The sequence below is a fragment of the Clostridium sp. LIBA-8553 genome, from assembly GCF_057782465.1.
On the sequence record NZ_CM173489.1, the window covers coordinates 2,460,834 to 2,487,244 of the forward strand.

The window sequence follows — 26,411 nt, forward strand, 5'->3', positions numbered from 1 at the left end:
GTAAATACTCCCTTTTTATTTAAATACTATTGTTTTTTATTTGAAGTGTTATTACTTGCATGTTGGTTATTTGAGTTATTGTTATTTGTTTGATTATTTTGGTTATCTGATGCATTTCCAGCACCTTCACCTGGATTTGTTGGTTTTTCTGGTTGTGTTGGTTGTTCTGGTTGTGTTGGTTGTTCTGGCTGTGTTGGCTGTGTTGGCTTTTCTGGTTGTGTTGGTTGTTCTGGCTGTGTTGGTTTTTCTGGCTCAGTTGGTTTTGGTGCAACATAATCACCATAATAATTAATTGTTATAGTTACTTTTTCTCCTTGCTTAATTGTAAGAGATCCTGATTGACTTTGGCTATAAACTTTACCAGCCTCACCTTCACTCTTAGCAGCATCACCCTTAACAGCATTTACTCCAACTCCAGCATTAGCTAGAATAGATTTCGCTTCATCCACACTCTTTCCAGATACATCTGGAATATTTACTGTTGTTGTTTTTATTTCTTTACCTTTACTTATAACAATATTTATTTTAGAGTCTTTATCAACAGACTCGTTAGCATTTGGATTTTGAGACATAACTTGCCCCCTAGGAACACTGTCACTATATTCATAGCTTACATCACCAAGTTTTAATTGTAAGTTTCCTAAAGTACTCTTAACACCATCTAAATCCATTCCTTCAAAGTTTGGAACTTTTACTTGGCTTGCTCCTCCACTAATAATAAGTTTTACTTCACTACCTGCTTTAACAGTAGTATCTACACTTGGATCAACTTTTAAAACAATTCCCTTTTCTTGGTCACTTTCTTCTGTAACCTCTAATACCTTTAATCCTAAAGCTTCTAATTTACTCTTAGCATCTTCTTCTTTTTCACCAACTACATTAGGTATTTTTACATCTTTTCCACCTTCTACGAACTTCTTCATACCCATGAATCCAAGTGATATACCTAATACAACCACTAGAATAGTTGCAAGAACTATTAGTACTGTTGATTTTTTCTTCTTTTTCTTTGCATTTATAGGCTTTTTATCTTGATTTTCAACTACTTCATCATCTTCTTCATCTTCTTCATCGTCATCTTCATAGTCATAATCATCATCTTCTTCATCTTCTTCATCCTTACCAGCATCTGCATTTGGAACAACAACCGGAGACATAACTCTTGTAAATTGTTCTTTATCCTCTGCTGCCTTTGATGATATTACAACATCAGGATTACTTTTTATTTTTTCTAAGTCACCTATTATTTCCTTAGCTGTTTGATATCTATTAATAGGATCCTTTTCCATAGCCTTTAATATTAACTCATTTAAACTATTTGGAATATTAGAATTTATATTTTTAGGAGCTATTGGTTTCTCCTGTATGTGTTTTACAGCTACTGTAACTGGTGAATCTCCATTAAAAGGAACGACACCAGTAACCATTTCATATAAAACTATTCCTAAAGAATATAAATCAGTTCTATAATCAGTATAAGTTCCTTTAGCTTGTTCCGGAGAAAAATAATGTGCTGACCCCATAACACTATTAGTATGAGCTATTGTTGACGAATCCATAGATTTAGCTATTCCAAAGTCTGTTACTTTAACAACGCCTTCTTCTGTAACTAAAATATTTTGTGGTTTAACATCTCTATGTATAATTCCACTTCTATGAGCACATTCTAAAGCCTTAGCAACTTTTATTCCTATGCTTATAGCAATCTCATAAGGTAAAGCTCCTTTTTCTTGGATTATGTCCTTTAAAGTTTTACCTTCTATATATTCCATAACAATGTAGTTCATGTCATCTTGAGTTCCAACATCTAAGACATTTACTACATTAGGATTAGATAAGTTTGCAATAGCTGTAGCCTCTTTTTTAAACCTTCTAACAATTTCTTCATTGTTTTTAAATTCATCTTTTAATATTTTTACAGCTACGAATCTATTCAGTTTTCTACATTTAGCTTTATAGACAAAGGACATGCCGCCTTCGCCTATACACTCAAGTAACTCGTACCTATTCCCTAAGATTTTACCTATCATTCTATTTCTCTCCTCCAAAAACTAACACTGTGATATTATCTCGTCCTCCTCTTTCTTTAGCCATTTCAACTAAATCCTTACATGCATTATCAAAGTCTTCAGCTTTTATTACTTTTTTCCAAATTTCATCTTCATCAACATCATTGCTTAATCCATCTGTACAAAGTAAATATGCTTTATACTCATGTCTATCAACCTTAAAAACGTCAACATCAACATTTGAATTAGTTCCTATTGCTCTAGTTATTATATTTTTTCTTGGATGCTTTTTAGCTTCTCCTTCTGTAATACAACCACTATCAATAAGTTCTTGAACTAAGGAGTGATCCTTTGTTAGTTTTTTTATTCCATTTTCATTAATACCAAAACAGGCACTATCACCAACATTGGCAATATAAACCATATTTTTAACTTCTAATATAGCTGTTATAGTTGTTCCCATACCTGATAATCCAGTACTTTCTTGACTCATATTATATATTTTAGCATTCGCATGTAATATTGCATCTTTTAATAAACTATCTAATGGTACTACTCCATAATTTTCTTTTACGAAACAAATAATGCTTTCTACGGCTCTTTTACTAGCCACTTCTCCAGCATTATGTCCACCCATTCCATCACCAACTACATATATTGAAAATTCATCTTCTCTACAATAAGATAAAAAATCTTCATTTAACTCTCTAACATTACCTTTATCTGTTACAAATCCTAACATAAATATTTCCCCCTACAGTTTTAACCCTTTTGAATTAATATAGCTTCTTCTTAATTGACCACAGGCTGCATTTATATCTGAGCCCATCTCTCTTCTTACTGTAGCTTCTACTCCATATGTTTTAAGAGTATTTAAAAATGCTTCTATATCCTTCTTAGTAGATTTTTTAAATTCATTTTCCTTTATTTCATTTACAGGAATTAAATTCACATGACAAAGCATACCTTTTAATAATCTACCTAAGCTCTTGGCATCTTCTTTAGTATCATTTACTCCACTAACTAAAGAATATTCAAAAGTTATTCTTCTTCCTGTTTTCTCAATATAATAATTACAGGCGTCTAAAATCTCACTAATTGAATACTTATTAGCTATTGGCATTATAGTTCTTCTCTTTTCATCTGAAACAGCATGTAATGAAATTGCTAAAGTCACTTGCATTTCCTTATCTGCCATATCACGAATTTTCGGCACAAGTCCACATGTAGATAATGTTATATGTCTTTGCCCTATATTTAATCCATAATCAGCATTAACAAGTTCTAAAAACTTCATAACATTATCATAGTTATCTAATGGTTCTCCACTCCCCATTAAAACTATATTAGATATTCTTTCCCCAAGAAGTTTTTGTCCAATTAAAACTTCTGATAATATTTCTCCTGCAGTTAAATTTCTTACCATACCTTCTAATGTAGATGCACAGAACTTACATCCCATTCTACAACCAATTTGTGTGGAAACACAAATTGAATTACCGTATTTATATCTCATAATAACACATTCAATTATGTTTCCATCACTTAGTCCTAAAAGGATTTTTCTAGTTCCATCTTCACTAGATGATAAAGAATCTATAACTTCAGGGATGCCTATATAAAAATTCTCTGAAAGTTTGCTTATAAGAGTCTTTGAAATATTTTTCATATCTTCAAAGCTAAAAACCTCTTTTTTATATATCCAATCAAAGATTTGTTTTGCTCTAAAAGCACTTTCTCCATTTTCTTTCATCCATTCTTTTAACTCTTCTAATGTAAAATCTAAGATGTTCTTCATATAGCCTCACCTTCCACGTTCATCTTCTTGCTAATTATTTTACTTTTTTCTTAAGCTTAGCAATAAAGAAACCATCCATGTACTTATTAGGTAATATTGTAACACTTCCATTATCATTGTATATTACATTATCTGCTTTACCTAAGAATACTTTTTCAACTTCACAATCTAAATTCTTTTCTACAAACCAATCTATAACTTCTTCATTTTCCTTTTTATTTAAAGTACAAGTAGAATAAACTAGTTCTCCACCTTCTCTTAAATAGTTCCATGCATTTTTTAAGATTTCCTTTTGAACCTTAACAACCTCTGTTAAGTCGTTGTTCTTCTTATTCCACTTAATTTCTGGTTTCTTTCTTATAATTCCAAGTCCTGAACAAGGAACATCTAATAATATTCTATCAGCCCAGTTTATATACTTAGAATTAATTTTTGTAGCATCTCCTAATTCAACTTCAACATTAGTTAGCCCTAATCTATCTATATTTTCTTTTATTAAAGCTAATTTATGATTATGAACATCAAAAGCTACAACTTTTCCTTTATTCATCATTAACTCAGCAATATGAGTTGTTTTAGTTCCTGGAGCACTACATAAGTCCATAACTTGCTCATTTCCCTCTAAATCTAATAAAGGAGCTACTAGCATAGCACTTTCATCTTGAACTGTTATTAATCCTTCTTGATAAAGTTTGTTTTTCTCTATAGCACTACCTTTTTTAATTATAATAGCCTCTGGTGAAAATGCTCCTTCTTCTATATCATAACCTTCTTCTTCAAGTCTTTCATAAACATCATCATAATCAGCTTTACATGTATTTACTCTAACTGTTACATATGGAACTGTGTTTAATCCTCTAAGTATTCTTAAAGCATCCTCTTTTCCATACTGCTTTGTAAACATTTCTATCATCCATCTATCAAATGAGAAATCATAGCATAAAGCTTCATTATTTCTTAATCCAGCTTTGAAGTTTTTATTTTCATTTCTTAGATAATTTCTAAGAACTCCATTTACAAACTTAGCTAAACTTGGAGCTGTTTCTTTAGTTAAGTTTACTGCCTCATTTACTATTGCATATGGAGGTACTCTATCTAAAAACTTCATTTGGTATATAGCACTTCTTAATATGTTTACTACGCTTTCATCTATTTTTCCTATATCAGCAACAAAATTTGAAAGAATTATATCTATCATCTTTTTGTACTTTATTGTTCCATAAACAACTTCTGTTATTAATCCTTTATCCTTTGGATCTATATCATTAGATGCAAATTGTTTATTTATTTCTATATTTGAATATGCTCCATTTAATAAGACATTATCTAATATTTCTACTATTATTTTTCTTGCATTCATACTCTAACCTCTAATCATTTGAATTTCTATTACTTATAGCTATAAGTCTTACTAATTGTAAAATAGCCATAAGTGTTGCTGCTACATAAGTTAATGCCGCCGCACTTAGTACCTCTCTAGCTTCTTTTACTTCATTATCATAAAGTATTCCCTGTCCTTCTAAAAGTTTTAAAGCTCTTGATGAAGCATTAAACTCTACTGGTAATGTTACTAACTGGAATAATACAACTGCTGAGAATAATATTATGCCGATAGCCACCAAACTTTTATAACTAAATAATATTCCAATAAAGAATAATATCCATGATAAACTTGATGAAAAGTTAACTACAGGAACTATAGCATTTCTAAAAACTAATGCTGCGTAAGATTCCTTATCCTGTATAGCGTGCCCAACTTCATGTGCTGCTACCCCTATTGATGCTACGGAAGTGCTTCCATAAACATCTGATGATAATCTTAAAACCTTAGCTCTTGGATCATAATGGTCACTTAATCTTCCTGGTACTTGTTGAATTTCTACATCCTGAAGTCCAGCATTATTTAAAAGAATTCTAGCAACCTGCGCTCCAGTATATCCATTTGTACTTCTAACTGTACTATACTTATTAAATGTACTTGAAACCTTAAACTGAGCCCATGCAGATATTAAAATCGCTGGTATAAGAATTAAATATGTTGGATCAAAATAAAACGGGTAAAACATATAATCACCTTCTAAAATTATTTTAATACTTTTCCTATTTCCACTGAATTTCCATTTATAAATTGCTCTACAAATAGTTGCTTACTATTTGGGAATTGTAATTTTTCTATTACTAATATATCCTTTCCTGTAGCTACCTTAATTCCAGTCTTGTCTACAGCTATGATAGTTCCTGGTTCCTTATTACTGTCACCTTTTTCTACACGAGTTTGATAAACTTTCATTGTTACATCATCATATGAAGTTAAGGCTACTGGCCAAGGATTTAAACCTCTAACTAGATTATGAATCTCTTGTGCAGAAAGAGACCAATCAATTTTAGCTATTTCTTTATTAAGCATTGAAGCATAACAAGTTTCTTCCTCATTTTGCTTTTCTGGAGTTATTTCATTATTAACTATTCCCTTTATAGTTCTAACTAATAAGTCTCCGCCTCTCTCCATTAAAATGTCATGTAATTCTCCTGCTGTCATGTTATCTGTAATTTCCACTTCATCTTTTAAAAGCATATCTCCAGTATCAAGACCTACATCCATTAGCATAGTTGTATTTCCTGTTACTTTTTCACCTTTAATTATACTCCAGTTTAAAGGTGCTGCTCCTCTAAATTTAGGAAGTAATGAAGCATGTAAATTTATACATCCAAACTTAGGAATATCTAAAACTTCCTTAGGTAAAATTTGACCAAAAGCTACTACTATTATGAAATCTGGTTCCATATTTCTTAATTCTTCTATAGTTTCTGGTTCATTTTTTATTCTTAAAGGTTGGTAAACTGGTATATTATGCTCTAAAGCAACTTCCTTTACAGGAGACATACCTAATTTCTTACCTCTTCCCTTCGGTCTGTCTGGTTGAGTGAAAACAGCTTCTACTCCAAATTCTTTTATTAGACTTTTTAATGACGGAACAGCAAAATCTGGTGTTCCCATAAATACTATCTTCATGTCTTATTCCTCCTCAGTCTTAAATTTCATGATCTATAAAAAGCACTCCATCTAAATGATCATATTCATGTTGTATAGCTCTTGCTAAAAAGCCTTCTGCTTCTAATATAAACTCTTTTCCATTAGAATCTAAAGCCTTTATCTTTATTTTATTGGCTCTTTTTACTGGTTTATGCCTTCCAGGTAAGCTTAAGCATCCTTCTTCATCAGTTTGCTCTCCACTTTTTTCTAGAATTTCTGGATTGATAAATACTCTAGAACCTGCCCCATCCATAGCATCTACAACAAATACTCTTTTAAGTATTCCAACTTGTGGTGCTGCTAATCCAACTCCATTATTTTCATACATAGTTTCTATCATATCTTCTGTTAAGACTTTTATTCTATCATTAATCTCATCAACTACTCTACATCTTTTTCTTAGTATTTCATCATCATTAAATCTTAAGTTTCTTATTGCCAAAATAGGTTCCTCCCTTACATTAAACTATTAGGGTTTATATCTAAACCAATCTTAATCTCATTATAAACATCTTTAGATAATTCATAAACCCCTTTTTTTATTTTATTGCATACCTGTAAATCTAAGTTTCCTTTGATTAATATCTGCCATCTATAAACATTTTTTATTTTACTTATAGAACAAGGACATGCCTCATATATAAATATATTATCATATTCTTTTAATATATTACGTAAATGCTTCTCTAATTTTTTTGCAAAGAGCTTTATTTTTATTTCTCCTTTTGCACTTAAACTTATTAAGAATAAATCATCAAAAGGAGGATATCCCATAAGTTTTCTTATGTTTATTTCTTGTTTAAAGAACTCATCATAGTCATTATTTTTTGCACATATTAAAGCATAATGTTCAGGTGAGTAACTTTGAATTATTACGTCTCCCTTTTTATCACCACGTCCTGCTCTACCACTTACCTGTGTTATAATCTGAAATGTTTTTTCACTTGATTTATAGTCTGGTAAATTTAAAGACATATCCGCTGCCATAACCCCAACTAGGGTTACATCCGGAAAATCTAGTCCTTTAGCTATCATTTGAGTTCCTATTAATATGTCAGCTTCTTTACTTTTAAAGGAATTATAAATTTCCTCATGAGAATTTTTCTTTCTTGTTGTATCCACATCCATTCTTAAAACTTTTGCTTCTGGAAAATAATGATGAACCGCTGCCTCTAATTTTTCTGTACCTACTCCAAAATGTTTAACATAGGTACTTCCACATTTAGGACAAATTTTAGGCATCCTTGCAGTGTTTCCACAATAATGACAAATTAAGTATCCATTATTATGATACGTCATTGATATGTCACAATTGTTACATTTAAAAACAAATCCACAACTTCTACAAGAAACAAAAGATGAAAATCCTCTTCTATTTAAAAACAAAATTATTTGTTCTTTTTTCTCTAACCTATCTTTTATTTTCAAATATAAATCTCTACTAAACATAGTCTTATTGTTTGCTCTTAATTCTTCTCTCATGTCAACAATAGAAACCTCAGGAAGTTCTCCATTATTAACTCTATTTTTAAGTTCAATAAGTTCATACATTCCCTTAAGAGCTTTATAATAACTAACCACACTTGGGGTTGCAGATCCTAAAACTACCTTACAATCCTTTAAGTAGCTTAAATACTCACAAACTTCTATGGTATTGTATTTAGGATTCATATCTGATTTATAACTACTTTCATGCTCTTCATCAACTACTATTAATCCTAAATCCTTAAAAGGTAAAAATATAGCTGATCTTGCACCTATAATAACCTTAACCTGGTCATTTTTCACTCTATACCATTCATCATATCTCTCTCCGTCTGAAAGTCTACTATGAAAGACTGCCACATCTTTTCCAAATCTTCCTTTAAATCTTTCAATCATTTGAGGAGTTAATGCTATTTCTGGTACTAGAATCAACGAGCTTTTCTCAAAGAGAAGCATATAGCTAACTAAGTTCATATAAACTTCAGTTTTTCCACTTCCTGTAACACCTTTTAATAAAAAAATATTTTTATCACTTTCTAAAACAGTATCATATGCTTTTATTTGTTCTTCATTTAAACTTTTAGGTGGATAAGGCTTAAACTCTCTTAAGTCTTCCCTAGAAACTCTTACTTCTTCAATAGAAGCGCATCCTAACTCTATTAATTTATTTATCATGTATGTTGATACATTAAAAAACTTATTCCATTCTGTCTTTGTGAAACCTCCACTTTTTTCCTCAATTAACTCTAAGGCATTTTTTTGTGGTTCACTTAATTCTTCTATATATTCTTTAAATAATACAACCTGTTTTGTTTTCTCTTTATTACCACTCATTATTCTAGGTGGAATCATAACTCTTATGGCATCTATATACTTACATAAATACTTTTCTCTTAAAAAGTCAATAAGTTTTAAAGAATCTTCACTTAATAAGGGCTTCTCATCACAAACAGCATATATAGCCTTATATCTTATATTTTTATTTTCAACATTATTTAATATTTTTAAAACAAAACCTTCAATTTTTTTATTTCCATTTCCAAAAGGAACTAGCACTCTATGGCCTACCTCTATCTTATGGACTAAATCTTCTTTAATCTTATATGTAAAAGGCTTATCAATTGTAACAGCATCACTATTTACAATTACTTCAGCAAATTTCTCCAAAATAATCACCCTTGTTCATATAGAATAAAAAGGCGCAATTAGCGCCCTTTTATAATATCAAATATGTTCTTTGCAACCTCTCTTTTAGACATCTTTTCTAAAGATATCTCTTCACCAGATTTACTTATTATAGTAACCTTGTTTTCATCACTAGCAAAACCTGTTTCTGGTTTACTTATATCATTTGCAACAATATAATCTAGAGCTTTTCTCTCTAATTTACCTTTAGCATTTTCTGATACATTGCTACTTTCTGCTGCAAAGCCAACTAGGATTTGATTTTTTTTCATTTCCCCAAGAGTGTGTAGAATGTCTCTATCTCTCTCAAAGACTAAATTTAAATCATCTCCTGTTTTTTTAATCTTTTCACTACTATAGTTCTTAGCTTTATAATCCGCTACAGCCGCAGATTTAATAACTATATCAGCGTCTTCAAACTCTTTTTTTATAGCATCAAACATTTCTTCATTAGTCTTAACATCAATAACCTTAACCCCATTAGGTTTTTTTAAAGAAGTAGGTCCTGATATAAGAACAACTTCTGCTCCTCTATCTCTAGCTTCTTCTGCTATTGAATATCCCATTTTTCCTGAAGATCTATTTGTTAAAATTCTTACTGGATCTATTGGTACTACAGTAGGCCCTGCAGTAACAACAACCTTTTTGCCTACTAAATCACTAGTAGAATGTAACCTTCTCAATATTTCTTCTGCAATAATTTCAGTATCTTGAAGTTTACCTTTCCCTTCATCACCACATGCTAATCTTCCACTAGCTGGCTCTACGAATTCATAACCAAGCTCCTTAAGAAGACTTATGTTTCTTTGAACTATAGGATTTTCATACATGTTTGTATTCATTGCAGGGCAAAAAACAACTGGTGCCTTTGTTGCCATTATAGTTGTTGATAACATATCATCGGCAATGCCGTTTGCAACTTTTCCTATAATGTTTGCTGTAGCTGGTACAATAAGCATTAAATCAGCCTTCTTAGCTAATGATATATGTTGTATTTCCCAAGCTTTTGGTTCAGCAAACATGTCTGTTATAACCATGTTTTGACTTAATGATTGAAAAGATAATGGTGTTACAAACTCAGTAGCGGATTTAGTCATTATTACATGTACTTCTACATCTTTTTTTCTTAGTCTGCTTATAACATCTAAAGCCTTATAAACAGCTACTCCTCCACTTACTCCTACAACAACACATTTCTTATCTTTCATGTCTCTTATTTCTCCTCAGCGTCTTTGTAATGTACAAATCCTTGATCTATTTCGTTTATAGCTATTGTTAGCGGTTTGTTTGACTCAACATCAACAAAAGTCTCTGCTCCGTCAATTATTTGTCTAGCTCTCTTTGCGCTTAATATTACTAAAGAATATCTATCTTCTACCCTTTTTAATAATTCAACGATTGATGGATTAATCATAGAGTTGTTCATGCATTTCGTCCTCCTTTGACTCTAATATATTTTCTTTTAATCTGTCTACTCTACATTTCTCTGCTAATAATATAGCTTCTATTTTTTTCACTGCATCTTCTACATTATCATTAACTACAGCATAGTTGTATTTTGATACATAATTAATTTCTTTATAAGCTGACTTAAATCTAGTCATTAAGCTTTCTGGAGTTTCGCTACCTCTTTTTATGATTCTTTGCTTAAGTTCTTCCATTGAAGGAGGTAATATAAATATAAATACTCCATCAGTAGCTTTTTCTTTAACCTTTAAAGCACCTTGTATATCTATTTCTAATATTACATCTTTTCCTTCATCAAGCATTTTTTCAACGCTTGATTTAGGAGTTCCATAATAATTTCCATAAACTTCAGCATGCTCTAAGAAATCATCTTCTGCTATTCTTTGTTTAAAATCTTCTTTTGTTAAGAAGTGATAATTTACTCCATCAACTTCTCCTACTCTAGGACTTCTAGTCGTAGCAGAAACTGATATGAATATGTCATCATGTTTTTCTAATAAAGCTTTGCAAATAGTTCCCTTACCTGCACCTGAAGGACCAGAAATAACTATTAACACACCCTTATTATTTTCCTTATGTATTTTATTCATCATCTTCAACAACTACTTCTTCCTTAGTTGATAATCTGTGAGCCACTGTCTCAGGTTGAACAGCTGAAAGAATTACATGATCTGAGTCTGTAATTATTACGGCTCTTGTTCTTCTACCATAAGTTGCATCTATAAGCATACCTCTATCTCTAGCTTCTTGTATGATTCTCTTTATAGGTGCTGATTCAGGGCTTACTATTGCTACTAATCTATTAGCTGAAACTATGTTTCCAAAACCAATGTTAATTAACTTTATACTCATTTGCTACCTCCTATTATTCTATGTTTTGAACTTGTTCTCTAATCTTTTCAATAATATTTTTTATATCTATAACCTTATTGGTTATTTCTAAATCTGTTGACTTTGATGCTATAGTATTAGCTTCTCTATTCATTTCTTGAACTATGAAGTCTAACTTTCTACCTATTGGTTCATTTAAAATTAAAGTCTTTCTTAATTGATTAATATGACTTCCAAGTCTTATTATTTCTTCATCAATTGAAGCCTTATCAGCAAAAACAGCAACTTCCATAGCTACTCTGTTTTCATCAACTTCAACTTCTCCTAATAAAGCCTTAAGTCTATCCTCTAACTTTTGCTTATAGGCACTAACAACAACATCTGCCTTCATTTCTATACAAGCTACTATTTCCTCTATAGCATTGCACTTAACTAATATGTCACTAGCTAATTTCTCACCTTCAACTTTTCTCATAGAAATCATATTTTCTATGGCTTCATTTAGTAGTGAGCCTATTTCTTCCCATATAGATTCTAAATCTTCTGATTTTTCTTCTATAGTTATTATGTCTGGGTATCTAGCTACTAGTGATAAACTTAAATCATCTTGCATGTTAGGAAACAAAGATTTTAACTGTTCTAAAGAATTCACATAGCTTTTAGCTAATTCTTCATTTAAAACAGCAGCCCCTTGATTCTTAGCATAGTCTTTATAGTTTATAAAGATATCAACTTTTCCTCTGCTAAGCTTAGAAGAAACCATATTTCTTATCTTTTCTTCTAAAGAAACCATACTTCTTGGCATTCTTATGTTCATGTCTAAATATCTATGGTTTACACTTTTCATTTCTAAAGAAAATATTCTATCTTTTCCTTCTTCACTAGTTGCTCTCCCAAAACCAGTCATGCTTTTAACCATAAAGAGAGCCTCCTTGAAAATAATATAAATATACTTTAATATAAAATTTCTATAATAACAAGATATTATTTACAATTTGTTAACATTTATTTTTATAAAAAATTCCTCCAACCTATACTTGTAAAAATATTTTTCAGATAAAATTAATTTATATATTATTTAACAAAAGACTATGCTTAGATGAATATTGATTTAAAATATCTCCTAATAAAAAAAACTTTGCTTAAAAACATCAAATTATTTATTACAAAATAATCATCAATTTTTAGCAAAGTCTTTTTAAGTACGTAACTTAACGAAACATGAGATTTTCTTAATATATTTTATATAATATTATTAGCCAACCATTTGAGTTATTATAGGTAAACAAAGTTTTATTACAAATATGACTGCTAGTACCTTCATTACCATTGATAACTCTTTTTTATCTTCTTTCTTCTTAGTAAAAATGTTGTGTACTAAGTTTAATATTACATATGCTAAAACTCCAATTGTTAAACCATCACCTATACTATAAGTTAAAGGCATTAAAGCTATTATTAAGAATGCTGGTACTGCATCTGTAATATCGCTAAAATCTATTTTTAATACGCTAGTTAACATTAAATATCCAACATATATTAAAGCTGGTGCAGTAGCACATGCTGGTACTGCTACGAATATTGGTGAGAAGAACATTGCTATGAAGAATAAAGCTCCTATTGTTATAGCTGTTAATCCCGTTCTACCACCTTGCTCAACTCCAGTAGCACTTTCAACATAAACTGTTACAGTTGATGTTCCAAGTAAAGCCCCTGCAGTAGTAGCTATAGCATCTGTCATTAAAGCTTTACCTGCATTAGGTACTCTTCCTTTTTTGTCTAACATATTAGCTCTTGAAGCAACTCCTATTAAAGTTCCTACTGTATCAAAAAAGTCAACAAATAAGAATGTGAAAACTATAGTTATAAAGTTAAATACATGTTGTGGTGAAGTTAAGTATGAAAAATCAACTTTTCCTGCTATAGGTGCAATTGATTCAAACTTAAATATTCCATTCGGTAAATATATTCCTATGCTAGCTGCAGCATCAGTATTTATTAAAGCATATCCCCAAGCTAAAAGAGTTGAAACTACTATACCAACTAACATTGAGCCTTTAACTTTTTTCTTTTCTAAAATTACTATTATGCAAAGACCAACCATTGCTATTAACATCTTAGGACCAACTTGTCCCATAGAAACCATTGTGTCTTGATTTCCAACAACTACTCCCGCTCCATTAAATCCTATGAAAGCTATAAATAAACCGATTCCTGCTGTAACTGCATATTTTAAATTTATTGGAATTGCATCTACAACAGCCTCTCTTACTTTAAATAATGATAAAAGTATGAATATTATTCCTTCTACGAAAACGGCTGTAAGAGCTACTTCCCAAGAAATGCCCATTCCTATAACTACTGAAAAAGTAAAGAATGCATTCAATCCCATTCCAGGAGCTAATCCAAATGGTAGTTTTGCATAAAGACCCATTATTAAACATCCTATGACAGCAGATATACATGTTGCTGTTACTACTGCCCCTGCTGGCATCCCTGCTGCACTTAATATTGATGGGTTAACAGCTATTATATAAGCCATTGCTAAGAAACTTGTTGTTCCGGCTAAAATCTCTCTTTTATACTCACTTTTGTGTTCAGGTAAGACACGTAAATTTTCTTCTTCGTGTAAAACATGAATTTTATTTTCCATAAAAACCTCCACCTTCATCTTAAGTTCATAAATATAAAAAAGCTATTTTAAGCTTAGTAAACTTAAAATAGCTTTATTCCCCATGAATAATAACCTTAGAAAAGTTTACTAATAACATTTCCTCAAACTTAAAACACGAATATTTTTACGATTTATGAACGTTTTATCTGTCTACGAATGTTATTGTACACCATTATAGATTATTATTCAACTATTATCGAATATTTTTCATAACTTTTTTAATAAATTATATGTGTTTAGTATCTTTCCTTCTCAAAACTATGTTTAATATATCTATAGTCCTTATTAAATCCAAGAAGAGTTAAAAGCTTTATTCTAGCCTTTTGACTTGGCATACTCTCTCCGAATATAACACCAAGCTCCTTAAGATTTTTTCCGCCTCCAAGATATCCATAGCTATCACTTACTCTGCCTTCAAAACATCTTGAAGTAAGCACAACAACTATTCCCTTATCTAAAGCAGCCTTTATTGCCTCTACCATAGTTGGAGGAACATTTCCTCTTCCTAAAGCTTCTATAACTATTCCATCATACTCTTTTTCTATACAGTGATATATGAAGTCTCCATCCATTCCTGCAGCACATTTAATTATGGCTACCTTCTTATCAATAACCTCTAATGGTATAAAGTCCTCTTGTGGAACTCTTCTATCGAATATAACCCTATTATTATCAACTATTCCGATAGGTCCAAAGTTAGGTGTTCTAAATGCATTTAAAGCCATTGAGTTAGCCTTAGTTACTTCTGAAGCACTATTTAATTCTCCATTAAAACAAACTAAAACCCCTCTATTTCTTGCCTCATCTGATGCAGCAGTACATATTGCTGCAGCTAAGTTAGCAGGTCCGTCATATCCTAATTCTGATCCACTTCTCATTGCTCCTGTAAATACTATTGGCTTACTTGTTTTAGTTGTTAAATTCACAAAATAAGAAGTTTCTTCTAAAGTATCTGTTCCATGAGTTACTACAACTCCATCTATATCATCTCTATCTATTAAAGCATTTATAAATTTTGATAATTCAAGCATTATTTCTGGAGTAATATGTGGGCTTGGTAATGAAGAAAAACTATGTGACTCTATAGTTGCAAAGCTCTCTATTCCTGTTACCATAGCCATTATTTCTTCTCCCGTTAGGCTTGGAACTGCCGCCTTTATTCTATCATCAACTTTCATTGATATTGTTCCACCATTAAAAATTACAGCTATTTTCTTCATGAGTACCTCCGAATTTCTTTTATATTTGATTAAGCATCATTCGTCCTATTGATTATTATACTTAAATTAGTATTTTTCTTCAATGATTATAAAACTTATATTGCTTCAAGTATTCAAGTCTAAAATTTAATATATCCCTAACTCTCTAATTTCTTTCATTAATTTTTGTGACTTCTTTATAACCATAAATTTCACACAGAACAATTACCAATATAAAAAGACTATATCAAAGAAAACTTTGATATAGTCTTTAAGTACATATTAATATTCTAGAATATAATGCAGATTAAGTTACCTTCACCCTCATTAATAATTCTTTGAAGAGTCTTTTGAATCTTACTTTGAATGTCATCTGGCATTTTATAAAGCTTGCTTCTTAATCCTTCTTGAACTAATGTCTCTAATGATTTTCCAAACATATTGCTTTGCCATAATTTTTCCGGATCACTTTCAAATTGCTCAAGTAATGTTTTGAATACTTCTTGAGTTTCTTTTTCAGTTCCCATTATTGGACAAATCTCAGTTTGAATATCCGCTTTTATTAAATGCAAGCTAGGGGCACTAGCCTTAAGTTTAACAACATATTTTGAACCCTGCCTATCAATATCAGGTTTTTCAAATTTCATTTCTGATAATTGAGGAGCGACCAATCCATACCCTGTTTCCTTAACACTATTTATAGCCTCAGCTACCTTATCATATTCAGATTTTGCCCTATGAAGCTCTTTAATTAAGGCGATTAAATCACTTTCATCATTTAATTCTTCATCACACATCTCACTTATTATTTTATAGAATATTCCACTTTTAGGAGTCATTTTAACTCTTACAGTTCCATCTCCTAAATTCATCTCATTTATATCAGCTACTCCTAAGAAATCTTCTTCTCCATAAGTACTAAGCAGATCCTTAACGTCTCTAATTTTTGATATGTTTTTACACATGTCTTTAACTATGTTTATGAAATTAGCTTTTAACCAATGAGATGGCTCTAGTCTTTCAATCCATTGAGGCATGTCTATATTAATTTCCTTAACAGGAAACTCTTTAAGTACTTTTGTAAATAAACCGTTTATGTCATTTTCATTCATATTGGCTACATCCATTATCTGAACTGGAACTCCATATCTGATTTCTAACTCCTGTTTTAAATCTAATGTCTCTTCTCCTCTTGGATATAATGAATTAAGTACAATTATAAATGGTTTATCTATTGACTTTAACTCAGCCACTACTCTTTCTTCGGCATCTAAGTAATCTTCTCTATCTATGCCAGTTATACTTCCATCTGTAGTCACTACTAAACCAATTGTTGAATGGTCTGTTATTACCTTTCTAGTTCCTATTTCAGCTGCATCTTCAAATGGAATTTCATAGTCAAACCAAGGGGTATGAACTTTTTTAGGCTCGCCCTCATCGAAATAACCATTTGCGCCTTTAACAATATATCCAACACAATCTACCATTCTAACACTAAACCTAATACCATCGTCTAATGCAATTTCAACTGCCTCATTTGGAACAAATTTAGGCTCTGTCGTATGAATAGTTTTACCTGAACCACTTTGTGGCAATTCATCCTTAGCCCTTTCCTTTTTATAAGTATTATCAATCTTAGGTATTACCATTAAGTCCATAAATCTTTTTATAAATGTAGATTTTCCTGTTCTTACTGGCCCAACAACTCCAACATAAATATCTCCTTGAGTTCTTTCTGCTATATCTTTGTATATATTGAAATCTTCCAAGATACACCCTCCTATAAATATTATTAACACTATATATATATTAGAAATCTCAAAAAAGTATACTTTTAGGTAAAATATATTTTCATTTAATTGTGGACAATTTATTTCAATATTTTCACTTTTATAAATATAAAAACAAAAAGAGATGCACAAAATTATTAATTTTGACACATCTCTTTTATTAAAAACAACTTATATCTCTTCTTTTTTCTTGTCTCTTTCCATTAAGAAAGTAACAGCATTTTCTGCCTTTGCACCTTCAAAAAGAACTTTATATGCTATATCAGTTATAGGCATTGTTACTCCTTCTTTTTCTTTCAACTCATAGAAGGCTTTACAGGCTTTTATACCCTCAACAACCATTCCAACTTCTTCTATAGCTTCTTCTGCAGTTTTTCCTTGACCTATAAGTATTCCAGCTCTTCTATTTCTTGAATGCATACTTGTACAAGTAACAATTAAGTCCCCCATACCAGTTAATCCAAAGAAAGTCTCAGCTTTTCCACCCATTTTAATTCCTATTCTAGCTATTTCAGCCATTCCTCTAGTCATTAAAGCAGCCTTTGAGTTATCTCCATATCCTATACCATCACAAACACCAGCAGCTAAAGCTATGATATTTTTAACAGCTCCTCCAATTTCTACACCAATAATATCATCATTAGTATATATTCTGAAGTTTTTATCCATAAATAAATCTTGAACTTTTTCCGCACACTCCATACATTCTGAACTTGCAACTAAAGTTGTAGGAATTCCTTTTGAAACCTCTTCTGCATGACTTGGTCCAGATAAAACTACTACTCTATTATTTGGTAGCTCTTGATTTATAACCTGAGATAATCTTAGATTAGTTCCTTCTTCAATTCCTTTAGCAATATTAATTATGATTACATCATCACTAATTTTACCTTTTAAGCTTTTACAAGCTGTTCTTATAACATGTGAAGGCACTGCAAGAACTACGTATTCAGCCCCATTTAAAGCTTCATCTAAGTCTTTATAAGCAGTGACATTTGTAGGAATAACTAGATCTTTTATATATCTATCATTTTTTCTGTTTACGTTAATATCATGTATTACATTTTCATCTCTATCCCACAGAGATACCGTAACGCCTTTGTTCCCCAATAATATTCCTAAGGAAGTACCAAAACTTCCTGCTCCTAAAAAAGCCACTTTACTCATAAAATTACTCCTTTCTAGCTCTATATTCTATTTCTATTCCAGTTCCATCAAAATCAAAGCTATCTCTTAGTTGGTTTTCTAAGTATCTAGCATATGAGAAATGTGATAAACTTGGATCATTTACGAAAAATACAAATTTAGGTGGTTTTGTAGCAACCTGTGTAGCGTAGTATATTTTTAATCTCTTTAATGCTACTACTGGTGGTTCCTTCATTAAAACAGCCTTACTTATAACATCATTTAATACTCCAGTTGAAACTCTTTTTGAGTAGTTATCATAGCAGTACTTAGCTGTTGATAAGATTTTATGCACTCTTTGTCCTGTTAATGCTGATATGAATAAGTACTTAGCATATGGCATAAACTTAAGCTTTTGTTGTAAATCTTTTTGGTAATTGCTTAAAGTTTTATCATCCTTCTCAATTAAATCCCACTTGTTAACAACAACCATAATAGCTTTGTTCATTTCATGAGCATATCCTATTATTTTTTCATCTTGCTCAGTTATTCCTTGTTCTGCATCTATTACAAGTATAGCTACATCAGCCTTTTCTACTGCAGCATAAGTTCTGATTACACTATATCTTTCAATTTCTTCTTTAACCTTGCTTTTTCTTCTTAATCCAGCAGTATCAACAAGTATGAATTTTCCTTCTTCTGTTTCTAAATAACTATCAATAGAGTCTCTAGTTGTTCCTGGAACGTTACTTACGATAACTCTTTCCTCACCTAATAATCTGTTTATAAGTGATGATTTACCTACGTTTGGCTTACCTATCATAGCTATTCTTATGTACTCATCTTCTTCCTCATCTTCTGAAGGATCGTTGAAGTATTTAACAACTTCATCTAACATATCTCCAAGACCTAATCCTTGAGATGCTGATATAGTTACAGGATCTCCAATTCCTAAATTGTAAAACTCATAACTATTTTCTTCTAATGCTAATCTATCTATTTTGTTAACTACTAAAACAACAGGCTTTTTACTTCTTCTAAGCATTTGTGCAACCTCTTGGTCAGCAGCAGTAAGCCCTTCCTTACCATCAACAACGAATACTATTACATCAGCCATTTCTATAGCGATCTGCGCTTGTCTTCTCATTTGTTTAACAATTACGTCGCTACTTTCTGGCTCTATTCCACCTGTATCTATCATTGTGAATTTTCTGTTTAACCATTCTGATTCTGCGTACACTCTATCTCTTGTAACACCTGGTGTATCTTGTACTATTGAAATTCTTTTTCCTGCTAATTTATTGAAAAGAGTCGATTTACCTACATTCGGTCTTCCAACCATAGCAACTATTGGTTTGCTCATTCTTATTCCTCCTCACAGTGTTCGTTTATTAAATCTATTAGGTCTTCCCCTGTATAGTTACAAACTATAACTTTAACTCCCAATCTTTCTTCAATATCCTTTGCTGTCAAATCATCTAACATTATTCTTTGAGTTATATCGCCTGGCTCATAACCCTTTCTGAACATGTTATCTGCCATTATTAAATATTCACTATCAATGTTATCCTTAAGTTGAGCAATAACGTCTTGACCAGTTAAAAGGCCTGCAACAGTTATTGTATGCCCAAAGAAATCATTTAATATGGCTTTACACTTAATGTCTATGTTATTATTTGCTTCTCTTATGTCAGTGCACACCTTATCTAATTCTTTAAATGCAGATGTTCCTGTGATAAGAGTAAATTTACCTTTTCCACTTTTAGTTAATTTATCATTTATATCTTGAGCCATAGTTTCTCTTAGAAGTCTTATCATTCCAACTCCATCTTCTAATTGCTCATATCCACCATAGAACTCTTCATTTGGAACTTCTTCCTCTGCCATAACATAGAATTCATCTGATAGTCTTATAAATGGACTTCCCATTTCTTTTATATATTTTTCTTGAAGAACTCTTATTCTATTTATCTCTTCTTTAGCCGTTTCTTTATTATATATTTCAAGGTCAGCTAATCCCTCTCTAAATTTTGTTATTCCAATTGGTACAGCTGCAACATTTTCAATTGAAGGACGTAATTTATAAAGATCCTCTACGGTTCTAACTAATTCCTCTCCATTGTTTATTCCTGGCATAACAACTATTTGAGCATTTACTGTTATACCTGCAACAGCTAGTTTTTGTAATCTTTCATATACATTCCCTGCAAATCTATTATTAAGAATTTTTTTTCTTAAGTCTGGATTTGTTGTATGAACTGATACATTTATAGGGCTTATTCTATATTTTATGATTCTATCAATATCTTCATCCTTCATATTTGTTAAAGTAACAAAGTTACCTTGTAAGAATGAAAGTCTTGAATCATCATCCTTAAAATATAGAGTTTTTCTCATTCCCTTTGGTAATTGATCTATGAAGCAAAATATGCATTTATTTGTACAACTTTTTGCTTTATCTAGGATGGCCTCTTCAAATTCCACTCCTAAATCTTCACCATAATCCTTTTCTATTTCAAACTCCCAAATTTCCTTATTTGGTTTTAATATCTCTACCTCAATATATTCGTCTGCTAATAAAAATCTATAATCAAGTATATCTTCAACTTTAGTACCGTTTATGCTTAATAGTATATCTCCCTTTTCAAAGCCTAATTCCTCACCAATTCCACCTGGTAAGACTTCAGCAATTCTACTCTTCATATGCTTCACTCCTATTTTAGTACTATCTATGTTATATTACCTTAATTAAATAATGTAGTCAACTTAAATAACTTTCTACTTATATATCACTCTTTTGTATAATTTTTAACTAATTATTATTTATTTTGGCTATGTTTTAAACTTGTATTGATTTTTAGATAGAACCGTAAGACCATCTTAATGAGCATTTAGTATTGCATCATATACGTAAGAATAATAGCGTTAAGAAGCTTTTTCTGTTTGAGCATGTTATTAAGGAATACAATCTCACTAAAGTTCGATTGCATAAGTTCAAGATACCAAATTGAAAATTTGGACTTTCACTTAACCTTTAGCTATTATTTGGAGTAGATGATAGCAATACTTTGCGAAATTAAGCTAGGTCTGAAGGGCTAGCTAAAAATCAACATCTACCTAAAATATAACCATATATTAAATTATTAACTACTTAATCTTACTTTAAACAATAGTAATACTTTAACGTTAAAAAGTAATCCTCAAAATATTTTTAGAGGATTACTTATTTTTAACTCCATCTATTAAGTATATTTTACTATACGTAATTAAAAGTATCTACCAAATTTAATTAACACACATAATATTTTTAACTTAAAATTTTATTTAAATTGTGCTCTACTTAAATGCACTATATTTAAATATTCTAAAGCTTAAAAACCTTCTATATATTTATAGGAATTGTTATTACAAATTTAGTTCCTACTTCTAATTCGCTACTTACACTTATGTCTCCATCAAAAAGCCTTACTATGTGTTTAACTATGGCAAGACCAAGTCCAGTTCCGCCACTTTCTCTACTTCTAGCCTTATCAACTCTATAAAATCTTTCAAATATCCTTGGAAGATCTTCTGCACTTATTCCAATACCATTATCCTCAATAACTAAGACTAGATTCATATCATGAGTATAACTTTCAACTCTTACAATGCCATCTTTTTCAGTATATTTAATAGAGTTACTTACAAGATTTAATAGCATTTGTTTAAACTTATCCTTATCTCCCATGAGAATACAATTACTATTTGTGTCTAAGAATACTTCAACACCCTTTTTCTTCGCTTGATCATTTAACAAGAAATATACTTTTTCTATTTCTTTATCTACATTAAATTCTTCTAAAACAGTGCTTCTCTTTTGTTCAATTTCATAAAGAGATAGTATATCCTCTAAAAGTCTTGCTAATCTATCAGACTCTTCATCTATTATATTTAAAAACTTATTTCTAGTTTCATCATCATCAACATACCTTAAGGTTTCTGCAAATCCCTTTATTGATGTAAGAGGAGTTTTAAGCTCATGAGATATATTAGCAACAAATTGACTTCTCATATTTTCAAGCTTCTTAATATCTGTAATGTCTTGAATAACCACAACTGTACCTATGATTTCAGGCTCATTTATTATACTTGCTCTTCTTATTTTTAAAATCTTAGGATCGTTATTATAATTAACTTCAATTTCTACTTTCTCTTTTCCACCACAAAAAGCCTTTATTATTTTTTCATCTGTTATATAATCTAAAAGTTTATTCCCAACAATTTCTCCACTTATGCCGAATATTTTTTTAGCATAAGGATTTATCATTATAACATTCATATACCTATCAAAGGCTATTACACCACTATCCATACTTTTTAGTATTGCTTCTAAACCATTTTGCTTATCCTTAAACTGTTCAATTGTTATTTCTAATTGTTCTGCCATGTGATTAAAACTTTTTCCCAGACTTTGAATTTCATCGTCCTTGGAATTAATCTTAACTCTCTTATGAAAGTTACCACCAGCAATAGTAGCTGTTAGTTGTTCTAGTTCCTTTAAAGGATTTAGTATTATATTTGTTATTTTAACAGTTAACAATAATGCAATTACTAAAGCTAATACCACTCCAAATATTAAATACTTAGTATTAGTAGTATCTAATATTTGGGCATTTTTAACTGCTATAGAGGTTCTTATTATAGAGCCATCCTTAAGCTTAAGTGCACTATAAATCATATTTTGATGTAAATCTTCACTATATCTAACACTATTTCCAGATCCCTCTTTAATAGCATCTATTATTTCTTCTCTTTGAAGGTAGCTCTCATTTTCATCACTTAATTTTTTATGGGTATCAAAAATAACATTTCCCTCTTTGCTAATATAAGTTATCCTTATATTTTTCATGTCACTGCTTGATTCTATTCTTGTTAATTCATCCTTTATATTACCTTGATCATTTTCTAACAATAAAGCTATAACCTTGTTATACTCATTTAAAACACTTTTTGATTCCTCTAAATACTTGTGATTAGATATAACTAAATATATAGAAGTCATTATTGCTAAGAAAAAGGTTATTATTAATGTTGTAAAAATAATAATTCTTTTTTTCATCGGTTATCCATCCTCAATTTATAAAATAGAATAGTTTATTAAGCTTGAATTCTTTTTACTCCTTAGAGTATTTAAAGTTCTCAACCTTAAAAACTATTCTTATTAAAATTTAAATTCAAAACATAGTTTTAAGCAATAAATACTGCTGAGAATAATCTTCCTGCCATCTCTTGTTTTTGTCTATAACTATGCATTTCTATTTCCTCTTCACAATAAGTGCATACTCCAACAGAAATAATATTTTCTTCTTTAACAATTCCTTCAAGCTGAATTTTCACACATCTTTCAAGATTCAACATTCTACCATTACACACTTCTTTTCCAAAAACATCTCTAAATTTATCTGCTAACTCTTCACTAACCTCATAACAACATTCTCTTACATGAGGTCCTATTATTACTTTAATATTTTCACAATCATATTTTTCTTTCATATATTCACAAGTATTTCTAACGATTTTGTTATATGTGCCTTTCCAGCCACTATGGATAGCAGCAATAACTTCTTTGTCCTTATCATAAGCTATAACTGGAACACAGTCTGCAGTAAATACTCCAATTAGGGTATTCTTGTCCTTTGTAACTATGGCATCACAGTTCCTGTCTCCTTTAAAACTTTCTCCTGTTGCGTCTATAAAATCATGACTATGTGTTTGATTAACATAGACAACCTTATCAAGAGAAAATATCTCTTTTAAAGCTTCTAAATTCCTTTTTCCATCTTCATCTTCTTTTTTATAATTAATATTGTTATAAGCTGTTGAAAATCTTACTTTTATATTTCCATCATTAAATGAAATAAACTCTTTATCTTCTATAATTTCTCTCTTCATATTCTCACCTCAAAATCATAAATTTAACGTACTTTTAAAAGATTTACTTATTTTATCATATTACCATAATTTCATACTTTATTAAATTAAATTCCGGTTAAATCCTATTCACAATAAAAACTAAATTTTTAAAAACTATAAAAAAGCTATCTTAAAGAAAATGCTTTAAGATAGCTTCTAATTATTTCATTAAATTTTTTATTTCTTCCATAAAAGTATTAATATCCTTAAATTGTCTATATACAGAGGCAAATCTTACATATGAAACCTCATCTATAGCTTTAAGTCTTTCCATTACCATTTCACCTATGTAATCAGACTTTATTTCTACCATCATTTTATTACTTATGTTTCGCTCAATATCAGCAGCTATTTCTTCAACCTGAGCTCTAGATACGGGTCTTTTTTGGCATGCCTTAATCAGTCCGCTTATTATCTTCTCTTTATTGAAACTTTCTCTGCTTAAATCTTTTTTTACAACAAGTATTGGTATATCTTCTACTTTTTCATAAGTTGTGTATCTCTTAGAACACTTCAAACATTCTCTTCTTCTTCTAATTGCATTGTAGTCTTCTGCAGATCTAGAATCCACAACTTTACTTTCCTCATAAGAACAGTAAGGACATCTCATTTTAAATTCCACGCCTTTCTCTAAGTTGTAATATCATTATACCCTCTTTTTTTCCTAATTTCTATATATATTTTTCAACATCTAGTATATTTTTCCCTTTTGAATCTATTAGTATAACATCTTCTCCAATCTTATATACATCAGACCAATCTATTTCTATGTCCTCTGACTTACTAAAAAAGGATGTTTTTTCTCCTGGCATTATGATAGATAATATCCTATTATCATCACAATCTATCTTAACATCGCATATTAGCCCTAATTTTTTTCCCTCATTTATATCTATGACCTCCATAGACCTTAAGTTATTTAAAGAAAATAAATTTTCTTCCATATTTAACTCCTCCTAAAATATCAAATTCTTATATTTAATTTATATGTTGTATTTTTATATTTATTAATTATAAGAAAAGAAAAATCCTAAATAACATAAATTTTTAAAATTCTAGTCATAAAAAAATAGAGCTCTAAAGAGCTCTATACATACTTCCTCATGTGCTTTAATGCTATTTTTTCCAACCTTGAAACTTGAGCTTGTGATATACCAATTTCGTCTGCTACTTCCATTTGAGTTCTTCCATTGAAAAATCTCAAATTTAAAATTAACTTTTCTCTCTCATTTAATTTTTTCATAGCCTCTTTTATTGCTATATTTTCAAGCCAACTATCATCTTGGTTCTTTGAGTCACTTATTTGATCCATAACATATATCGCATCTCCACCATCATGGTAAATAGGTTCAAATAAAGAAACTGGATCCTGTATTGCATCTAAAGCGAAAACAACATCTTCTCTAGGAATCTGAAGTTCTTTCGCTATTTGAGATACAGTGGGTTCCTTATTATTTTCATTTACTAATCTATCTCTAACCAATAAAGCCCTGTAAGCTATATCTCTTAAAGATCTACTAACTCTTATAGTATTATTATCTCTTAAGTATCTTCTTATTTCTCCTATTATCATGGGTACAGCATAAGTTGAAAATTTAACATTTTGTGATAAATCAAAGTTATCTATAGATTTCATAAGTCCTATACAACCAACTTGAAATAAATCATCTACATTTTCACCTCTGTTATTAAACCTTTGGATTACACTAAGCACTAATCTCAGATTCCCCTTAATAAATTTCTCTCTAGCGCTATTGTCTCCACTCTGCATTTGTAGCAATAATTCTTTCATTTCTTTTTCTTTTAAAACTGGTAATTTTGCTGTATTGACTCCACATATCTCTACTTTATTTATCATCATA

Annotated in this window: 24 protein-coding genes; all 24 read right to left on the reverse strand. The window is 30.4% G+C overall.

The genetic code is table 11. The features are described from left to right. Positions 1 to 26 precede the first annotated feature (26 nt). The gene (gene pknB, locus AC2JAQ_RS10905; RefSeq protein WP_488456472.1) at positions 27 to 2,030 is read right to left on the reverse strand and encodes a Stk1 family PASTA domain-containing Ser/Thr kinase; all 2,004 of its coding nucleotides are present in this window, start codon (positions 2,028 to 2,030) and stop codon (positions 27 to 29) included. A gap of 1 nt (position 2,031) precedes the next feature. Next, on the reverse strand, positions 2,032 to 2,751 hold the full coding sequence (locus AC2JAQ_RS10910) for a Stp1/IreP family PP2C-type Ser/Thr phosphatase (protein ID WP_488456473.1): 720 nt from the start codon (positions 2,749 to 2,751) through the stop codon (positions 2,032 to 2,034). A 12-nt stretch (positions 2,752 to 2,763) separates the two neighbouring features. Beyond that, the gene (gene rlmN, locus AC2JAQ_RS10915) at positions 2,764 to 3,807 is read right to left on the reverse strand and encodes a dual-specificity RNA methyltransferase RlmN (protein ID WP_488456474.1); all 1,044 of its coding nucleotides are present in this window, start codon (positions 3,805 to 3,807) and stop codon (positions 2,764 to 2,766) included. 34 nt (positions 3,808 to 3,841) lie between these two features. Beyond that, positions 3,842 to 5,167, reverse strand: coding sequence for a 16S rRNA (cytosine(967)-C(5))-methyltransferase RsmB (gene rsmB, locus AC2JAQ_RS10920; protein WP_488456475.1), 1,326 nt, complete (start codon positions 5,165 to 5,167; stop codon positions 3,842 to 3,844). A gap of 10 nt (positions 5,168 to 5,177) precedes the next feature. Beyond that, complete coding sequence (locus tag AC2JAQ_RS10925) at positions 5,178 to 5,873, reverse strand: zinc metallopeptidase (RefSeq protein WP_488456476.1); 696 nt, start codon at positions 5,871 to 5,873, stop codon at positions 5,178 to 5,180. Between the two features lie 17 nt (positions 5,874 to 5,890). Next, positions 5,891 to 6,820, reverse strand: a complete 930-nt coding sequence (gene fmt / locus AC2JAQ_RS10930) for a methionyl-tRNA formyltransferase (RefSeq protein WP_488456477.1) — start codon at positions 6,818 to 6,820, stop codon at positions 5,891 to 5,893. A 19-nt stretch (positions 6,821 to 6,839) separates the two neighbouring features. Continuing rightward, complete coding sequence (gene def, locus AC2JAQ_RS10935) at positions 6,840 to 7,283, reverse strand: peptide deformylase (protein WP_488456478.1); 444 nt, start codon at positions 7,281 to 7,283, stop codon at positions 6,840 to 6,842. Between the two features lie 14 nt (positions 7,284 to 7,297). Further along, entirely contained in the window at positions 7,298 to 9,493 is a 2,196-nt protein-coding gene (gene priA, locus AC2JAQ_RS10940; RefSeq protein WP_488456479.1) for a primosomal protein N', read from the reverse strand. A 38-nt stretch (positions 9,494 to 9,531) separates the two neighbouring features. Next, positions 9,532 to 10,719: a bifunctional phosphopantothenoylcysteine decarboxylase/phosphopantothenate--cysteine ligase CoaBC gene (coaBC, locus tag AC2JAQ_RS10945; protein WP_488456480.1), complete on the reverse strand. Its 1,188-nt coding sequence runs from the start codon at positions 10,717 to 10,719 to the stop codon at positions 9,532 to 9,534. Positions 10,720 to 10,724: 5 nt separating this feature from the next. Beyond that, positions 10,725 to 10,937: a DNA-directed RNA polymerase subunit omega gene (rpoZ, locus tag AC2JAQ_RS10950; RefSeq protein WP_488456481.1), complete on the reverse strand. Its 213-nt coding sequence runs from the start codon at positions 10,935 to 10,937 to the stop codon at positions 10,725 to 10,727. Next, entirely contained in the window at positions 10,918 to 11,571 is a 654-nt protein-coding gene (gene gmk, locus AC2JAQ_RS10955) for a guanylate kinase (RefSeq protein WP_423237563.1), read from the reverse strand. The genes rpoZ and gmk overlap by 20 nt, the downstream gene beginning before the upstream one ends. After that, on the reverse strand, positions 11,561 to 11,830 hold the full coding sequence (gene remA / locus AC2JAQ_RS10960) for an extracellular matrix/biofilm regulator RemA (protein WP_003458433.1): 270 nt from the start codon (positions 11,828 to 11,830) through the stop codon (positions 11,561 to 11,563). Before remA ends, gmk begins: the two co-directional genes overlap by 11 nt. 13 nt (positions 11,831 to 11,843) lie before the next feature. Further along, positions 11,844 to 12,728, reverse strand: a complete 885-nt coding sequence (locus tag AC2JAQ_RS10965; RefSeq protein ID WP_488456482.1) for a YicC/YloC family endoribonuclease — start codon at positions 12,726 to 12,728, stop codon at positions 11,844 to 11,846. Positions 12,729 to 13,064: 336 nt separating this feature from the next. Beyond that, positions 13,065 to 14,462, reverse strand: a complete 1,398-nt coding sequence (locus AC2JAQ_RS10970) for an NCS2 family permease (RefSeq protein ID WP_488456483.1) — start codon at positions 14,460 to 14,462, stop codon at positions 13,065 to 13,067. A 257-nt stretch (positions 14,463 to 14,719) separates the two neighbouring features. Then, on the reverse strand, positions 14,720 to 15,703 hold the full coding sequence (locus AC2JAQ_RS10975; RefSeq protein ID WP_488456484.1) for an asparaginase: 984 nt from the start codon (positions 15,701 to 15,703) through the stop codon (positions 14,720 to 14,722). Positions 15,704 to 15,972: 269 nt separating this feature from the next. Next, positions 15,973 to 17,451, reverse strand: a complete 1,479-nt coding sequence (gene spoIVA, locus AC2JAQ_RS10980; protein WP_488456485.1) for a stage IV sporulation protein A — start codon at positions 17,449 to 17,451, stop codon at positions 15,973 to 15,975. Between the two features lie 192 nt (positions 17,452 to 17,643). Further along, positions 17,644 to 18,639: an NAD(P)H-dependent glycerol-3-phosphate dehydrogenase gene (locus tag AC2JAQ_RS10985; RefSeq protein WP_488456486.1), complete on the reverse strand. Its 996-nt coding sequence runs from the start codon at positions 18,637 to 18,639 to the stop codon at positions 17,644 to 17,646. 4 nt (positions 18,640 to 18,643) lie between these two features. Then, positions 18,644 to 19,960, reverse strand: a complete 1,317-nt coding sequence (gene der, locus AC2JAQ_RS10990) for a ribosome biogenesis GTPase Der (protein ID WP_423237569.1) — start codon at positions 19,958 to 19,960, stop codon at positions 18,644 to 18,646. Between the two features lie 2 nt (positions 19,961 to 19,962). Further along, positions 19,963 to 21,300, reverse strand: a complete 1,338-nt coding sequence (locus AC2JAQ_RS10995; protein WP_488456487.1) for a DUF512 domain-containing protein — start codon at positions 21,298 to 21,300, stop codon at positions 19,963 to 19,965. Between the two features lie 679 nt (positions 21,301 to 21,979). Further along, positions 21,980 to 23,695, reverse strand: a complete 1,716-nt coding sequence (locus AC2JAQ_RS11000; RefSeq protein ID WP_488456488.1) for an ATP-binding protein — start codon at positions 23,693 to 23,695, stop codon at positions 21,980 to 21,982. Positions 23,696 to 23,823: 128 nt separating this feature from the next. Continuing rightward, entirely contained in the window at positions 23,824 to 24,528 is a 705-nt protein-coding gene (locus AC2JAQ_RS11005; protein WP_488456489.1) for a purine nucleoside phosphorylase YfiH/LACC1 family protein, read from the reverse strand. Between the two features lie 181 nt (positions 24,529 to 24,709). Further along, entirely contained in the window at positions 24,710 to 25,159 is a 450-nt protein-coding gene (gene nrdR, locus AC2JAQ_RS11010) for a transcriptional regulator NrdR (RefSeq protein WP_423237951.1), read from the reverse strand. A 61-nt stretch (positions 25,160 to 25,220) separates the two neighbouring features. After that, positions 25,221 to 25,493 carry a YlmC/YmxH family sporulation protein gene (locus AC2JAQ_RS11015; protein ID WP_322502764.1) on the reverse strand — a complete coding sequence of 91 codons (273 nt, stop codon included), beginning with the start codon at positions 25,491 to 25,493 and terminating at the stop codon, positions 25,221 to 25,223. Positions 25,494 to 25,636: 143 nt separating this feature from the next. Continuing rightward, positions 25,637 to 26,410, reverse strand: a complete 774-nt coding sequence (gene sigG / locus AC2JAQ_RS11020; protein WP_488456490.1) for an RNA polymerase sporulation sigma factor SigG — start codon at positions 26,408 to 26,410, stop codon at positions 25,637 to 25,639. Between the last annotated feature and the right edge of the window lies 1 nt (position 26,411).

Bases quoted from the DNA above. Each gene is read 5' to 3' on its own strand.
- pknB (WP_488456472.1), bottom strand. From the start codon at position 2,030: ATGATAGGTAAAATCTTAGGGAATAGGTACGAGTTACTTGAGTGTATA.
- AC2JAQ_RS10910 (WP_488456473.1), bottom strand. From the start codon at position 2,751: ATGTTAGGATTTGTAACAGATAAAGGTAATGTTAGAGAGTTAAATGAA.
- rlmN (WP_488456474.1), bottom strand. From the start codon at position 3,807: ATGAAGAACATCTTAGATTTTACATTAGAAGAGTTAAAAGAATGGATG.
- rsmB (WP_488456475.1), bottom strand. From the start codon at position 5,167: ATGAATGCAAGAAAAATAATAGTAGAAATATTAGATAATGTCTTATTA.
- AC2JAQ_RS10925 (WP_488456476.1), bottom strand. From the start codon at position 5,873: ATGTTTTACCCGTTTTATTTTGATCCAACATATTTAATTCTTATACCA.
- fmt (WP_488456477.1), bottom strand. From the start codon at position 6,820: ATGAAGATAGTATTTATGGGAACACCAGATTTTGCTGTTCCGTCATTA.
- coaBC (WP_488456480.1), bottom strand. From the start codon at position 10,719: ATGAAAGATAAGAAATGTGTTGTTGTAGGAGTAAGTGGAGGAGTAGCT.
- rpoZ (WP_488456481.1), bottom strand. From the start codon at position 10,937: ATGAACAACTCTATGATTAATCCATCAATCGTTGAATTATTAAAAAGG.
- gmk (WP_423237563.1), bottom strand. From the start codon at position 11,571: ATGATGAATAAAATACATAAGGAAAATAATAAGGGTGTGTTAATAGTT.
- remA (WP_003458433.1), bottom strand. From the start codon at position 11,830: ATGAGTATAAAGTTAATTAACATTGGTTTTGGAAACATAGTTTCAGCT.
- AC2JAQ_RS10965 (WP_488456482.1), bottom strand. From the start codon at position 12,728: ATGGTTAAAAGCATGACTGGTTTTGGGAGAGCAACTAGTGAAGAAGGA.
- AC2JAQ_RS10970 (WP_488456483.1), bottom strand. From the start codon at position 14,462: ATGGAAAATAAAATTCATGTTTTACACGAAGAAGAAAATTTACGTGTC.
- AC2JAQ_RS10975 (WP_488456484.1), bottom strand. From the start codon at position 15,703: ATGAAGAAAATAGCTGTAATTTTTAATGGTGGAACAATATCAATGAAA.
- AC2JAQ_RS10985 (WP_488456486.1), bottom strand. From the start codon at position 18,639: ATGAGTAAAGTGGCTTTTTTAGGAGCAGGAAGTTTTGGTACTTCCTTA.
- der (WP_423237569.1), bottom strand. From the start codon at position 19,960: ATGAGCAAACCAATAGTTGCTATGGTTGGAAGACCGAATGTAGGTAAA.
- AC2JAQ_RS10995 (WP_488456487.1), bottom strand. From the start codon at position 21,300: ATGAAGAGTAGAATTGCTGAAGTCTTACCAGGTGGAATTGGTGAGGAA.
- AC2JAQ_RS11000 (WP_488456488.1), bottom strand. From the start codon at position 23,695: ATGAAAAAAAGAATTATTATTTTTACAACATTAATAATAACCTTTTTC.
- AC2JAQ_RS11005 (WP_488456489.1), bottom strand. From the start codon at position 24,528: ATGAAGAGAGAAATTATAGAAGATAAAGAGTTTATTTCATTTAATGAT.
- nrdR (WP_423237951.1), bottom strand. From the start codon at position 25,159: ATGAGATGTCCTTACTGTTCTTATGAGGAAAGTAAAGTTGTGGATTCT.
- AC2JAQ_RS11015 (WP_322502764.1), bottom strand. From the start codon at position 25,493: ATGGAAGAAAATTTATTTTCTTTAAATAACTTAAGGTCTATGGAGGTC.
- sigG (WP_488456490.1), bottom strand. From the start codon at position 26,410: ATGATGATAAATAAAGTAGAGATATGTGGAGTCAATACAGCAAAATTA.